At 39.7% G+C, this 14,713-nt stretch carries 14 protein-coding genes and 1 pseudogene; 14 read left to right on the plus strand and 1 reads right to left on the minus strand.

What is annotated here, in order from left to right:
* The first annotated feature begins 255 nt into the window (after nucleotides 1-255).
* From INF29_RS12230 to INF29_RS15125, 8 genes and pseudogenes are all read left to right on the plus strand, one after another.
* Nucleotides 256-774, plus strand: a complete 519-nt coding sequence (locus INF29_RS12230) for a hypothetical protein (RefSeq protein ID WP_193486881.1) — start codon at nucleotides 256-258, stop codon at nucleotides 772-774.
* Between the two features lie 236 nt (nucleotides 775-1,010).
* A complete protein-coding gene (locus tag INF29_RS12235) occupies nucleotides 1,011-2,213 on the plus strand; it encodes an ATP-binding protein (RefSeq protein WP_193486883.1) in 1,203 nt (400 codons plus the stop codon).
* Complete coding sequence (locus INF29_RS12240) at nucleotides 2,195-3,256, plus strand: DUF4365 domain-containing protein (RefSeq protein WP_193486885.1); 1,062 nt, start codon at nucleotides 2,195-2,197, stop codon at nucleotides 3,254-3,256. The genes INF29_RS12235 and INF29_RS12240 overlap by 19 nt, the downstream gene beginning before the upstream one ends.
* Nucleotides 3,257-3,544: 288 nt before the next feature.
* A complete protein-coding gene (locus tag INF29_RS12245; RefSeq protein ID WP_072851938.1) occupies nucleotides 3,545-3,832 on the plus strand; it encodes a hypothetical protein in 288 nt (95 codons plus the stop codon).
* Nucleotides 3,833-3,850: 18 nt separating this feature from the next.
* Nucleotides 3,851-4,558: pseudogene (locus INF29_RS15245) on the plus strand (hypothetical protein); the annotation flags it as partial.
* Between the two features lie 1,136 nt (nucleotides 4,559-5,694).
* The gene (locus INF29_RS12255) at nucleotides 5,695-6,006 is read left to right on the plus strand and encodes a hypothetical protein (protein WP_193486887.1); all 312 of its coding nucleotides are present in this window, start codon (nucleotides 5,695-5,697) and stop codon (nucleotides 6,004-6,006) included.
* 58 nt (nucleotides 6,007-6,064) lie between these two features.
* Complete coding sequence (locus INF29_RS12260) at nucleotides 6,065-6,430, plus strand: hypothetical protein (RefSeq protein WP_193486889.1); 366 nt, start codon at nucleotides 6,065-6,067, stop codon at nucleotides 6,428-6,430.
* Complete coding sequence (locus INF29_RS15125) at nucleotides 6,409-7,269, plus strand: lysozyme family protein (RefSeq protein ID WP_193486891.1); 861 nt, start codon at nucleotides 6,409-6,411, stop codon at nucleotides 7,267-7,269. The genes INF29_RS12260 and INF29_RS15125 overlap by 22 nt, the downstream gene beginning before the upstream one ends.
* 47 nt (nucleotides 7,270-7,316) lie before the next feature.
* On the opposite strand, the gene INF29_RS14790 is transcribed toward INF29_RS15125, so the two are convergent.
* Nucleotides 7,317-7,628 carry a hypothetical protein gene (locus INF29_RS14790; RefSeq protein WP_243184157.1) on the minus strand — a complete coding sequence of 104 codons (312 nt, stop codon included), beginning with the start codon at nucleotides 7,626-7,628 and terminating at the stop codon, nucleotides 7,317-7,319.
* On the opposite strand from INF29_RS14790, the gene INF29_RS12270 reads away from it, so the two are divergent.
* From INF29_RS12270 to INF29_RS12295, 6 genes are all read left to right on the plus strand, one after another.
* On the plus strand, nucleotides 7,621-10,149 hold the full coding sequence (locus INF29_RS12270) for a VirB4 family type IV secretion system protein (protein ID WP_243184158.1): 2,529 nt from the start codon (nucleotides 7,621-7,623) through the stop codon (nucleotides 10,147-10,149). The genes INF29_RS14790 and INF29_RS12270 overlap by 8 nt on opposite strands.
* Complete coding sequence (locus INF29_RS12275) at nucleotides 10,146-10,670, plus strand: DUF5697 family protein (RefSeq protein ID WP_193486893.1); 525 nt, start codon at nucleotides 10,146-10,148, stop codon at nucleotides 10,668-10,670. The genes INF29_RS12270 and INF29_RS12275 overlap by 4 nt, the downstream gene beginning before the upstream one ends.
* Entirely contained in the window at nucleotides 10,660-11,301 is a 642-nt protein-coding gene (locus INF29_RS12280) for a DUF6100 family protein (RefSeq protein ID WP_193486895.1), read from the plus strand. Before INF29_RS12275 ends, INF29_RS12280 begins: the two co-directional genes overlap by 11 nt.
* Nucleotides 11,302-11,439: 138 nt before the next feature.
* Nucleotides 11,440-12,501, plus strand: a complete 1,062-nt coding sequence (locus INF29_RS12285) for a hypothetical protein (RefSeq protein WP_193486897.1) — start codon at nucleotides 11,440-11,442, stop codon at nucleotides 12,499-12,501.
* Nucleotides 12,443-14,485: a VirD4-like conjugal transfer protein, CD1115 family gene (locus INF29_RS12290; protein ID WP_193486899.1), complete on the plus strand. Its 2,043-nt coding sequence runs from the start codon at nucleotides 12,443-12,445 to the stop codon at nucleotides 14,483-14,485. Before INF29_RS12285 ends, INF29_RS12290 begins: the two co-directional genes overlap by 59 nt.
* Complete coding sequence (locus INF29_RS12295) at nucleotides 14,430-14,603, plus strand: hypothetical protein (protein WP_193486901.1); 174 nt, start codon at nucleotides 14,430-14,432, stop codon at nucleotides 14,601-14,603. Before INF29_RS12290 ends, INF29_RS12295 begins: the two co-directional genes overlap by 56 nt.
* The last annotated feature ends 110 nt before the right edge of the window (nucleotides 14,604-14,713 follow it).

A 14,713-nucleotide genomic window follows, 5' to 3' on the forward strand; every position in this document is an offset into this window, starting at 1 on the left:
GACAGATGCGAAACCACACTGCAAGATGGTTGTCCAATCACTTAAGCAAACAGCCAGCGGTTTGAAGCTAACTTCCATGTCAGGGGAACAGACTTTTGGTGAAGTAACTCTCTGGGAGTTCAACAGGGGTGACTAGAACTTTTGCCTGATTGACACTGGGACAATTATATCATGGGTTTAATGAAGCCTATTGAACAAAGTAACTATTAAATTTTATATAAGAATAATGGTATCTAAAGATACTATACGAGGGGTGTGAAGTATGAAAATAAAAAGAAAGATGAAGATACACTGTTCCACAATACAGAAGTGTTGCTGAAGAATTATAGGGATGTTGTATGGAGTTTGGAAGTAGCTGTTCATAGGGTGAATCAGAACTTTTATCAGGAATATGGTAGAGATATCGAAGGTTTTCTGGAATTGACTTATGAAGCAGGACTTGACTTGAATGGTACAGAGATAGAGGCACAGACAAAAACCATTGCAAGAAGCAGGAATATGCTGCGTATGATTGACTGTTCTGTAGATTTGCTGAGAACAAAACATAAAAATGGTGAACTGTACTACTGGATCTTGTACTATACATATCTTTCACCGCAGGAAATGCAGAATATTGATGAAATTGTAGAGAAATTGCGGGACTATATGAAAGATATTTCAAGAAGTACCTATTTTCGTAAGAAGAATGAAGCTGTTCTGGAATTAGGAAGAGTTTTGTGGGGATATACGTCCAGGGAGTGCCTAAACATTGTTCAGTTACTTGAAATCAAATAGCAAAATAAGTAAGAAAGTTGTGAAAGTAATTATGAATGAGGATATTTTTGAAGAAATGAGCCAAAGGTTAAATTGTGAATATATCTCTAATTTACGAAACACCTATAGAAATTAAATTTTCAACTAATGTTGCATAATGACAAAAAAGGTAATTTTAATATAGTTTTTGTATTACAATATAAAAACTGTTGAAAATAAATATTTTTTTGCATATAATATAGTTGGGTGGTGATGACATGAAAATTGAGAGAAAAGAATACTTTGATAAGTTGATCGGTTATAAAGATAAGAAGATTATCAAAGTAATTACTGGTGTAAGGCGATGTGGAAAATCCACACTTTTAAGTATGTTTCAGGATTATTTAAAAACGCAGTCTGTTTCTGATGAACAAATCATATATATCAACTTTGAAGATTATGAGTTCGAATCACTATGGGACCCAAAAGCGTTATATGCATATCTCAAGGAAAGAATTATACCTGGAAAAATGACATATTTAATTATGGATGAAATTCAGAATGTTAAAGAGTTCCAAAGAGTGGTAGATAGTTTCTTTATTAAGGATAATATTGACATTTATATTACTGGCTCCAATGCATATATATTATCTGGAGAATTATCCACTTTGCTCACTGGACGTTTTGTAAAAATTGAGATGTTGCCATTCTCTTTTTATGAATTTGTACAAGCAAATTCAATGGAAGATAATTTGGAAAGAGCGTACCAAAAGTATATTGAAACAAGTTCTTTTCCATATACAATTCATTTAGATGAAAAGAGCAATCAAGTAAGAGAATACTTGAAGGGAATATATGATACGATCATATTAAAAGATGTTGTCAGCAGAAAGAAAATTGCTGATGTAATGATGTTGGAAAGTGTAATTCGTTTTTTAGCCAATAATATCGGTAATCCACTTTCCACAAAGAAAATCAGTGACACGATGACTTCTGATGGCAGAAAAATCAATGTAAAAACAGTTGAGTCCTATGTATCATCTCTGATGGAATCTTACATTATTTATCAGGCAAAAAGATATGATGTGAAAGGAAAACAATATCTAAAAACATTGGAAAAATATTACTTGGTAGATATCGGTTTGCGTAATGCACTTCTCGGAAGCAAAGCCAACACAGATGTAGGTCATATTCTGGAAAATGTGATTTATTTGGAATTGATTCGCAGAGGATATGATGTTTATATTGGCAAATTGGATCAAGTTGAAGTTGATTTTGTTGCTCAAAATTATAATGGTATAGAGTATTATCAGGTTTCAGCCAGTGTAAGAGATGAAATCACTTTGGAAAGGGAACTAAGACCGTTGAAAATGATACAGGACAATTATCCAAAGTATATTTTAACCCTTGATAATGATCCGGAAGGTGATTTTGACGGGATAAGAAGGATCAATGCTTTGGATTGGTTGATGAAGAAATAGTTCTTTTGCACATAATGTCCAGAAGAAATTTTAGAAGATTTTTGAAAGGGAAAGGCATAAGAAAACTATTTGGAGAGAATGAAAGAAGGTATTACAAATTGGGTGAAGGTAAGAAAAGAACACTTCAACATATAAAAGGAGAGAATGGGGTTGATATTTTAAAAAATTTTTTTCCAGAGGAATGGGTAGTCAGAGAGTATATACCTGATTATGGAATAGATTTGAGTGTTGAGCTCTTTACTCCTTATGATACAGGATTCATTACTTCTGGAGAACATATTTTCTTTCAGGTTAAAGCAACTGAAAGCATAAAACAAGCAAGGCTAGATATAAAAAATGGTTCTGAAAGCATACAAAAAGCAGATGTAATAAAATTTGTGCTTGATACAGATTTACTTTTTACAGTAGAAAAGATGGGAAATGCTGTTCCTGTTATTTTGACGGTAGTTGATATTGGTAAAGAAGATATTTATTTTCTGTGTTTAAATGACTATATAGAAAAAGTTTTAATTCCAGCAGACCCCAATTATATGGAAAAAGAAAGCAAGACAATATATATTCCTATAGAAAACAGATTGAATAATATGGGAATAGATATTATCAAATGGTATGCGAAACGTGCAAAATTATATGCATTTTTTAATAAAATCAATGAACAATCAAGAAATTTAAAGTATTGCAGTTCATATGAACTTGAAGAAAAAGCAAAAAATTATCTGAATATAATTTTAAGAAATGATGTTTGGAGTGCTTGTGATTATTTTCCTGCATTGAAGAATGTTAAAGATGAAATTGATTATTATTTAAAGAATGGCATTACCAAGTTTGCAGAAGATGCTATTAAGAGTAGGATAAAATTAGGAATGAATGTTGATGAGGAAATATGGGAACTAGAAGATTCTAGTTGTCTTGTATCTCTCAGAAAATCAGTATCTCTCCAAGGAATTAGAAATATATGGGGACAGCTAGAAAATCTTGCTGATCTTTTTGAAGATGTAATAAGAGAGTATTTCTTGCCAACATATATGAATACAATAGCTTAATAGAACTTTTGGACATTATGTCCAGAAGTATTTCTGAAATGAAATTGGGACTGTTTCGGCACTTAATTGATACTGCTCTGACATTTACACGATATTTCTTATATGATAAGATACCAATATGGAAGTCTATCCAAACAACAAAATATATTTTTTATTCAAAGGCATTTGATTATGAAAATCAGATGCCTTTTTTACATTCCATTTACAGGAGGTCAAAACATGAAAAAAGAGAAGAAGAAAAGATTTTCCATTGCTCAGGCAGGCTATCTACTTTTTTGTAGCAGTACCATGTTGCTTTATATGACGGAGCCTGTTTTTGCGGCAACTGTATGGGAAAAGGCTACGGAAATCATGAAAGATGTATATGGTCAAATTGTAGCTATATCCACCATAGCGGCAGTAGTAACGGCTGCTATTGCACTTTTGATGATGAACTTTTCCAGAAGTGGCAGAACAGTGGACGAGTCTAGGGCTTGGTTAAAGCGAATCATCATTACATGGGCAATCATCAATGGTCTTGGATTTATCATGGCATATATCACACCATTTTTTGAAGGTGGTCAATGGAAGGCATAAGCAAAGGAGGGATTTCCTTTGGGAATACTTGATGGCATTGTAGAATGGATTGCAACACAGGTGATGAACATACTGGATATGATCAATACATCGGTTTTAGGTGCTTTGGGATGTGATATGGAAACATTTTTGATGTACTTCCCAGCAGCTGAAACATTTTATAGTATCATTGTTGCACTTGCCATTGGCTTGCTTCTGTTAAACCTAGTTTTTCAGTTGTTCCGAAACTTTGGAGTATCCAGCAGTGGTGAGGCAGAAAATCCAGTCAGTCTTACAATCAGAACTTGTATTTTTCTGTTCCTTGCTTTTTTTGCAAAAGATATTTTAGATATTATCTTAGATATTGGAGGAACGCCTTATGCGTGGCTGATGACAGAAGACTTGCCGCCACTGGATTTTGCGGATTTCAATTCTGTATTGCTTACTGTACTAGGGGCTTCATTAAGCGGTTCCATTGCACTGATTGCTTTGATATTACTGGTGATTCTCGCGTGGAACTATATTCGACTGCTATTTGAAGCGGCAGAAAGATATGTTTTATTAGGTATTTTGGTGTATACAGCACCATTGGCTTTTTCCATGGGTGGTTCGCAAAATACTATGAATATTTTTCGAAGCTGGTGCAGGATGCTGGGTGGACAAATTTTGATGATATTGATGAATGTATGGTGCCTTCGTATCTTTACATCTATGTTTGCAGGCTTTATTGCCAATCCTTTATCCTTGGAAAACGGAAATTTTCTAATTTGGTTTTTGTGTGCAGTTGCTTTTTTGAAGGTTTCCCAGAAAATAGACAGTTTTGTTCAGATGCTGGGAATCAATGTAGGTAGAACAGGAAGTTCTATGCTTGGTGAAGCAGCCATTGCTATGCGTACCATTGATCGAGCGAGAAAGGTCGGGGGCAGTACATCTTCTACCAGCAGTGCTACAAATCATCAGGAAACATTTTTGCAAGGTGGCTTGGCAGGAGCCGTGGGCAGACAGTTCAGTCAGGGTGCAATCCATAATATCACTGGAAAAAGCGATAGTATCGCTTCCAATATTGCCAGATCTGTTTATAATTCTTCTATCCAAAACGGTGGTGGATTTTCCACAAATGTCATAAGCAGTATTGCAAGGGGTGATGTTACGAAAACAGGAACCATGAAAGGGGAAGAAGCAATACAAGCATTTTCTTCCTATATGGGCGTGAATCACTCCTCTGCGGAGCAGGCGGTTCATACAGAAAGTAGGATGCAGAAAGACGATACAGAATCTGCAGGTTATACTGGTGCATTCTCTGTTGATGGTCCAGCAAGCAACAATCTGCAGGAAACTGCCTTTGTAGATATGCAAACTTCTGCGGAACAGGTGATTGCAGAGTATCAGCAGAATATTGGTGCTTCTACTTCCGAATATTATGGAAATGATGCTGTGAATTCAAGTCCACAGATGAATGCTGATACAATCCCATTTTATAGTGAAAACAATCATCCGGAACAAAGCGCTTTTCAGGATATGGGCAGTGTTTCCATGCCTTATTCTGAATATGAAGGCTTCAGCAGAGGAGAAGTTTATGGAGTTGCGGAAGTACCAGTATACAGTCAGATAGAAATAGGCGGAGGCAGGATCACCGGTGTGGAAACAACACAGGAGTTTTCAGAGGGCAGGGCATTTGCTATGTATGATACGGAAAAATATATGCCGCCAGTGAAAGGCGATTATAAAACAGTAACCGCAGCGGATGGGTCAAAGTGGTATCAGCAGTATGCTCAGCCAACTGTAATTAAAGAGCCTTTTATGAAGGAAGATGGAAAGATACAATATCAAGAACACATTGAAAATAAATTGCCAGAGCCACCGAAAAGAAGGGATAGGGTATAATGCAAAGAATGCAGGAGTATGATGCAAGGCATATATTCCGTGCTGCAAATTTCCTAAAAGCTTTAAAATATGGAAAAAGTGGTCCTTTTGCAGCAGCGGAAGTACTTTGGGACCAAAAAGAAAATATTGGTAAAGGTCTGGTTGGACTGGGATTCCTGTTGCTTTTGCCGATATTGTTTCTTTGTATGCTGCCTTCTTTTTTTATTTGGAGGTTTTGGTTCTATGGAGGCTTTGAACAGCCAAACAGCTATCATGTAAAATTTGCAATCTTATCAAAGTGCGGTATGGACAGCAGTAGATCATGCGCATGAAAGTATCCTTACGCAGATACAGTCAGAGATAGATGGACTGGGTGAGGACGAAACGGCAGTGATTTCAGACGATTTTCATTATGGAAGCGCAAAAGCGATGCTGATTTTGTGCCAGTATTCCGTATGGAAAGGAACGGAGGACATCAGTACAGAAGAAGTGATGTCACTCATTCAAAATCATGCAGATGCATTATTTACTTATGACGTATCAACATCTACATCAGATGGCATCACAACCTATACTTATAAGGTGCAGTATGCAGGAGATGATTATTTCGCCGATGAAATCTTTCGTCTAAACGAAAAAGAAAAACAAAAGGCGTTGGATTATGCGTCTAATTTGCAAATATTTCTATACGGCAGTATGATGGGGGCTGTTAGCGCACAAGTCAGTGCGGAAGTGTGGCATATAGCGATCTCATAAAAAAATATGCGGAACAATATGGCATCCCTCAGTTTTTCGATGTAATCTGTGCGGTGATGATGGCAGAAAGCGGCGGCAGAGTACCAGATGTGATGCAGGCAAGCGAATGTCCTTATAATACCAAATACCCGAAGAAACCAAACGGCATCACTGATCTGGAATATTCCATTGAAGTCGGTGTGCATTATCTTGCTGATTGCCTTCATGGTGCTGGATGTAGTTCTCCCAGTCAGATGGACGAGCTTAGCTTGGCATTACAGGGCTATAATTACGGAAATGGATATATCGGCTGGGCATTAGAGAATTATGGAGGATACAGTGAGGCAAACGCATTGGAATTTTCCAAACTGATGCAGCAGAAATTGGGATGGAGTAGCTATGGTAATCCCAAATATGTAGCGGCTGTCATGAAATATTTGGTATTCACTGGTGGAGGCGTTTGGGGTTCTCCTTTTATAGGGAAAAACTGGAACGATGCTGTATCTTCGGAGTTTGGCTACCGTGTAGATCCTCTGAACGGCAGTCAGGCTTTTCATGAAGGATTGGATATTGCATATCCCACAGGTACACCAATCAATGCTGTTTCAGGCGGGGTTGTCACTTCTGTTGTATTTTCTGAAACGGGATATGGGCATCATATTCGCGTGGACTGCGGAAATGGTGTGCAGGTACTTTATGCCCATTGTAGTGATATTTTTGTGACGAAAGGACAAAGTATTGCTGCTGGACAAGTTATTGCAGAAGTAGGTGCTACTGGCAGAGTAACTGGAGCACATCTGCATTTGGGTGTGTTGGTCAATGGCGAAGAAGTGAATCCAAGGGAGTATATCAGCCAATGAGAAAGGAGGTCGGAAATCATTTCAAAGTCAAAAGAAGAACGAGATATTTATTTGATTCCACCAAACTTCATCAGTGAAGGTTCACTATTCGGTGGGATGCTGAAACTAAGAAATGCCATAGAAGCCGTAGTCTTTTCCTTAGGAATTGCAGTTCCTGTGTTGAAGATAGCGGCTTTTTCCTTTACTACAAAGATCATCATTCTGTGCCTGACGGCTTTGCCGGCAGGCATTTTTGCTTTAATTGGTGTGGGAGAAGAGAGTTTGACAGCTTTTCTCATAAATTTTTTCCATTTTCTGCGTGCAAGAAGAACAATATCAGTAGAAACAGCGTGTGTTTCAGAGGAAAAAAGAATGGACAAGCATTTGTTCCCGGATATTGGTGATCTGCCAGAGGAGTTTGATGAGGAAGAAAAAGCGTCTGTTCGTAAAAAAAGAAAAAAGAAACAGCCTGCAGAAGCAGATTTTTTTCCGGTAGAGAAGATTGAAAACGGTATCTGCTACCTAAAGGATAAGAGATATATCAAGATAATGGAGATTGAGCCTATCAATTTTCTGTTGCGCAGTGCAAGGGAACAGCGAAATATCATCTATTCCTATATGTCGTATTTGAAAATCAGTCCAGTGAAAATGCAGATCAAGGTCATATCGAAAAAAGCGGATATTGGCAGCCATTTGCAGAAAATACAGAATGATATCGCACAAGAGAAAAATGAAAAGTGCAAGATTCTTTTGATGGACTACTATAACCTGATTCGACGTATCGGCTTGAAAGAAGCTGTTACCAGACGATTTTTCATGGTTTTGGAATATGAACCCATGCCTGGCGGCAGTAAAAAGAATGAGGAGAAAGAAGCCATTGCCCAGCTGCATATTGCGGAACAGACAGCCAGAACATATCTCAGACAATGCGGCAACGAGGTCATAGAACAGGAAAAGCCAGAAGAATTTATGGCAGAGCTGTTTTATATCCTTTTGAACCGCAAAAAGAGCAATTCTGTGGGTTTTGTGGAAAATGCAGCAGAAGCTTTGGATAAATATTTCCTAGCTGTAGATAAAAAGGACAAAACAGAAATCCCCATATCCTCTTTGGTGATGCCAAAGGAGATCAAGTTCCAAAAAGGCAGTTATATTGAGATAGACGGTTTATATTACGCTTATTTTATGATACCGTCAGATGGCTATAAATCACAGGTGGCAGCAGGCTGGCTTTCTCTCTTGGTTAATGCCGGAGAAGGGATCGATGTGGATATTTTCCTCAATAAGGAGCCAAAGGACAAAGCACAGTTCCGTTTAGGTCAGCAGATTCGTATCAATCGCTCTAAAATGAAGGAAACATCAGATACCAATACAGACTTTGATGAAATCGACAGTGCAATACGTTCTGGCTATTACCTGAAAGAAGGTCTTGCAAATAATCAGGATTTTTATTATATGAACATCCTCATTACCATCACTGCCGACAGTGTAGAAGAATTGGAATGGCGAAGCAATGAAATGAAAAAACTGATGGTGTCGCAGGATTTACAGATGAAGCCATGCTATTTCAGACAGGAACAGGCATTTTTGTCTACCCTACCATTGAACAAAATGGAAAAAGGGCTCTATGCCTTATCTAAAAGAAATGTTCTTACTTCTGGCGTGTCCGGCTGTTATCCTTATGTCAGTTTTGAAATGAGTGATGATAACGGGATTTTGCTTGGTGTCAACCGATATAACAATTCCTTAATTATTGTAGATATTTTTAACTCCAAGATTTATAAGAATGCCAATATGGCGATTTTAGGTACATCGGGTGCAGGAAAAACATTCACCTTACAGTTGATGGCAATGCGTCTGCGTGAGAAAAATGTTCAAGTCTTTATTCTGGCACCTCTAAAAGGGCACGAGTTTCGTCGAGCCTGCCATAACATCGACGGTGAGTTTATCCAGATTTCTCCGGCGTCCCACCATTGTATCAATATCATGGAGATACGAAAGACTGACCAGAAAGCAAATATCTGTCTGGACGGCGATCAAAGGGCAGAACGCTCGGAACTGGCGGCGAAGATTCAGCGCCTCCATATTTTCTTTTCTCTGTTGATACCAGATATGAGCCATGAGGAACGCCAGCTTTTGGATGAGGCGTTGATCAAGACTTATGCCTTGAAAGGTATCACTCATCAAAATGCGTCTTTATACCAACAAGATGGCAGTTATAAACCCATGCCGGTATTAGGTGATGTATATTCGGTTTTGATGGAAAATCCGGAAACAAAACGCATGGCAAATATCCTGAACCGTCTAGTCCATGGTTCTGCCAGCACCTTTAACCAACAGACCAATGTAAGGTTGGATAATAAATATATCGTACTGGATATATCGGAGCTGACAGGCGACTTGCTTACAGTAGGAATGTTCCTAGCACTGGATTATGTTTGGGATAAGGCGAAAGAAGACAGAACTGTGGAAAAAGCAATCTTTATTGATGAGGTTTGGCAGCTCATCGGTGCATCCAGTAACCGTTTGGCAGCGGAGTTCGTACTGGAAATCTTTAAAATCATTCGTGGATATGGCGGTGCTGCTATTTGTGCCACACAGGATATCAATGACTTCCTCGCATTGGATGATGGGAAGTATGGCAAAGGTATTCTTAACAATAGCAAAACAAAAATCGTATTGAATCTGGAGGATGAAGAAGCCCAGAGGGTGCAAGAGATTTTAAATCTGAGTGATACAGAGGTCATGAATATCACGCACTTTGCAAGAGGAAATGGTCTAATTCTTACCAATAACAATAATGTGACTGTTGAGTTTAAGGCATCAGCATTGGAAACAGAAATGATCACCACAGACCGTCAGCAGTTACAGGAATTATTAAAAAGAAGGGAGATGAAGCAGTGATTGCGGTAAAAGAAAATAGGCAGAGTCTGGAACAAAAAATCGTAGAACTGGTGTCAGAATATCAAGCATTGAAAATCGAGCAGGTGGAAAAGTATTTTGGACTGCCTTCAGAAACCATGGCAAAGGCATTTAGAATGCTTGTCAAAAAAGGCAGAGTTGTATTAGAACAGGATACTGGCGTGATAAAGGTATCAAAAGGCATCAAAGAGGATGAAAAACAGATATTGAGTTTCTGGTTAGTCCTTGATTTTTTGGAGGACTGTGATTTTCATGGAGCTGCGCATTTTCCGCTGGTGCTGGAAATGTATCGAAGTGGGAGCGTTTACAGCGTGTTCTATTGTATGGAAGGAGATGAGCTGGTGATTGCAAATTCTATCAATCAACTACGGACAAGCATTTGCTTTCAGCCCATTGTACTTTTGGAAGACCAAGCACAAATAGAGAAAATGTCAGAACTCAACGCAGTATTCTGTACAGTGAAAGAACATGGGGAGGTGGCATATTTTACCTATGAGTCCTAATTTATATGATCGAACTAATCGTCTGAAAGACGACATCATACGTTTAAAAAACGCAGTCTGTGCCTATGAAATGACAGATGCCGCAAGGTATCCGGAAAATTTTGAAGATTTGGGTATGGATATTGCGATGCGTGCAGAAGCCATTGCCTGTACTGCCAGAAATCTGGTGGGATCTTATCCCGTGAGCAGCAGAAAACGTATGCTGCATACAGTGACAGATGCACAGGGAATCGAGGTCATGGAAACAGAAATGGGATATGAAATCATCATCCCACAGCTTTTGCCGAAACGCAAAGGAAGACAGAACGTGGTGTTCTTGCTGGAACCCTTGTCATTTGCTTTGGAGTGCTTTTGTCGAGAGAAGGAAATCTGTCGTATGGAACAAGCATTTATCTGTTATACCTATGAGTATGCCAAAGGTATCCCTGTAAGAGGTATTCGAGACTATGATAATCTGGAAGCCAAAGAGGTGTTGGATGTGATCAACGCCTTTTTTTTATTGGATGACTGTGGTGCTTTTTGTGAGCTGCATTATCGCACAAAGGTCGGAAAAAAGAACTGCACACATATAGAAATCAGACGAAAGACTGGTCAGATGTGGTATCCAGAAATGGCACTGGAAAGTGTATGATTTTGGGATTGGTCAGAAGTTCTGCCAAACCATTGAAAAATAAAGGAAAGTAAGGCGCAAGGAAAGGATAAGTTCTGACCGAGTTTAGGAGCCTTGGTCAGAAGTCATATCCCGTATTTTGGAGGTGAGAAAAAAAACATGATACAGAAAGATGCCAAAGCATATCATGTGCTGGAGATATTATCTATGGCAGGTGAGGTTGGAGAGGATATGGTTTCGCTGTTGATCCCGCAGCCTGATTACCGAAAGAAAATTTTACAGAGATTACTTTTGGAAAACAAAATCGTTCGATACCAGAAAGATGGGGTAAAAGGCTATCGGCTTACCATAAGCGGAAAACGCTGGATGCTGCAAAGTGATTATAATCGGTTTTCATATTTTCTGGCAAATGGTGCTGATGCCTCCATGCGCCGCAGTGATTTGGTCCATAGAAAGAGGCAGCGTCGTCTGGCAGAAATGATGGCGCTTTTTTTCTTGGCTGGTACCAATCTGTTCCGAGATGAAAAGCCAAGTATCTTTCAGGAACAGCCAACGGAGGTAAAGCTCTCGCAGTCTGTTTTCTACAGTTCCAGAGAATGGAAAGACATGGGAAGCCTTTCTACGAAAGTCATCAGTTCCCGTGGAGCAGGTGTTTGGCTTACAAAAAACGCAGTCTGGCTTTGCTACCATCTGGATGGGGTGACATCTTGGTATGGTAATGTGGAGAAACGTGCGGATATCTTACTGCGTTCTGTGCTTCAGGAAAAAGGATACTCTTTTTCAGAAACAAGAGCGCTTTTATTTTACAGTCAAACAGATACCCCTATCTTAGAGGTGAAACGACAAGCAGATATCCGAGATTCCCCCTTTGAGAAATTCTGCTGTGTCCCGCTGGATGAGAACGGCAGTCTTTTGCTTCAGATATTGGAAGATGCACAAATGTATCAGTGCTTATATCAGGTGCTAACAGAGGATTTAAAAAGCAATGCAGAAAGGAACATCATAAACGATGGGTATAATGATGCCTTGGAACCGGTTTTGATCTGTTTCGACTTTGACATCAAACGCTTGCTTCTCTTTGTTATGCAGCTGAGATATGCCCAGAAGAAAGGAGAGGTCATTTGTTTTGACTTCCAGAAGGAAGGGGTGAAACAATACTGCGATGAAGCCACTCAAATTTCAACAGTGGACATGGAAGCTGTCCGAGAGAATTTCTTTTGAACGACGTGATTTGAAAAAAGCAGTCGCAATACTGCTTTTGGGTATCCTTCCGTTATTGTACGGTGCTGGGTATCTGGCGCAGTTCCTTAAAAACTACAAAATATGGTCAGCTGCCGGCGGTGTAGCAGGAGATGGTACTGCACCGCAGTTTCCGGATGCAGGGATACTTTCCTGTTTTCGTCATGTGTTTTCAATGGATGGCTTCTATGCTTTGCTTTTCGAATGTATCCTGATCGCCATACTGGTGGTGATGGTGATGCATATGGGAAACAGCACTGGAGGCGAATTAGATAGAGAACGCAACTTTGCTTATTCCGAAAAGGGTACCTATGGTACAGCAGGATATCTGGAGCAAAAAGAAATGAAGAAACTCTTGTGTCTGACGGATATCCGCCATACCAAAGGCACGATTTTGGGTATTGTTGAAAAACAGATTGCCAGTATCCCACTGGAAAGCAGGATGAACCGAAATATTGCAGTATATGGTGCTTCTGGCAGCATGAAATCCCGTGCTTTTGTGCGTAATATGATATTCCAATGTGTCAGACGTGGGGAAAGCATGGTGCTGACAGATCCAAAATCAGAACTTTATGAGGATATGTCGGTGTATCTGGAGGAGCATGGATATACGGTAAAGGTCTTTAATCTGGTCAATCCGCCAAACAGTGACAGCTGGAACTGTATGTGGGAGATCCAGCATGAGGAGTTGATGGCACAGACCTGTGCTGACGTTATTATCAAGAACACAAGTGACGGAAAAACAGATCATTTCTGGGATATGTCAGAGCTGAACCTGCTGAAAGCATTGATCCTGTATGTGGATATGGAAAAAACGGAGGAGGAGCGAAACTTAGGTCAGGTATATCGTATGCTGGCGGAGTTATCGGAGAAAGAGATGGATGCACGTTTTGCACTTTTGCCAAAGGAGCACCCTGCAAAAGGACCCTATCATATCTTTAAGCAGGCAGGTGAAAAAGTCCGAGGCGGTGTCATCATTGGTCTTGGTGCCAGATTGCAGGTGTTCCAGAACAAAATGATTCGTAATATCACCGCATATCCGGAAATCGACTTGGAATTACCTGGAAAAGAGAAATGTGCGTATTTCTGCATCACCAGCGATCAGGATTCTACCTTTGACTTTTTGTCATCCTTGTTTTTTTCATTCCTGTTTATTAAGCTGGTGCGCTTTGCAGACCGAAATGGTGTAGACGGGAAATTACCAAAGGCAGTCAATTTTATTCTGGACGAGTTCCCAAACATTGGCGCTATACCAGACTTTAAGAAGAAAATATCAACGGTACGCAGCCGAAATATCAGTATTTCTGTAATTTTTCAAAATATCGCGCAGTTAAAGAACCGCTATCCCTATGACGAATGGCAGGAAATCATTGGTAACTGTGATACCCAGATCGCATTGGGCTGTACAGATGAAATGACAGCTCGTTTTCTGTCAGACCGCACTGGTGAGGTGACCATCTCGGTCAGCAGTCAGTCCAAACAGCTGCATACCTGGCGTGTCAGCAACTTCACACCGGATTTTCGTGAAATCAGTTCCGTAGGCAGACGAAAGCTGATGACACAAGACGAAGTCCTGCGTATGCCATTGGACGAAGCACTGATCATACTCCGTGGGCAAAAGGTATTTCGTGTGAAAAAATTCGATTATACCTTGCACCCGGAAAGTAAAAAACTAAAGAAAAGAAAGGCGGTTACCCATATCCCCCTTTGGCGGATGGAAGAAAAGGAACCAGCTGTAAAAATAGAGGAACCCAAACAACAAATGGCACTGTCAGAAGAAAGAAAGGAATCTTTTGGGCAGGAAATAAAATCAGCCGTTTTGGAACAAGAAGTACAACCGAAAGAACCAAAGAAAGTGGTTTCAATCTCGAAAAAACAATTGATGAGTAAAAATAAGGAGGCAAGGAACAATGGACAAGGACGAAAAAATGATACAGGCGCAGCAGATGCCGGTATTGACCATTGAAAGTAATGGCAGTTATGTAACAGCCGCAGACGCAAAAGAACAGGCGTGGTATGAATTGCAGAACGCATACCGCAGCAGACGTATCCTTTCCGGTGTATTAGTGGACTATAGTCAATAAAGTGGACACAATTTATAAAGAAAAGTGCCGAGTACAGCTGCTTAGTGCTGTGCCCAGTACCATTCTTCTTTTTCATTTGGTGTCATCATTCCGAGAGAACTATGCGGTCT

It is taken from the genome of Anaerotignum lactatifermentans (assembly GCF_014982935.1).
GTDB classification, from domain to species: domain Bacteria; phylum Bacillota; class Clostridia; order Lachnospirales; family Anaerotignaceae; genus Anaerotignum; species Anaerotignum lactatifermentans.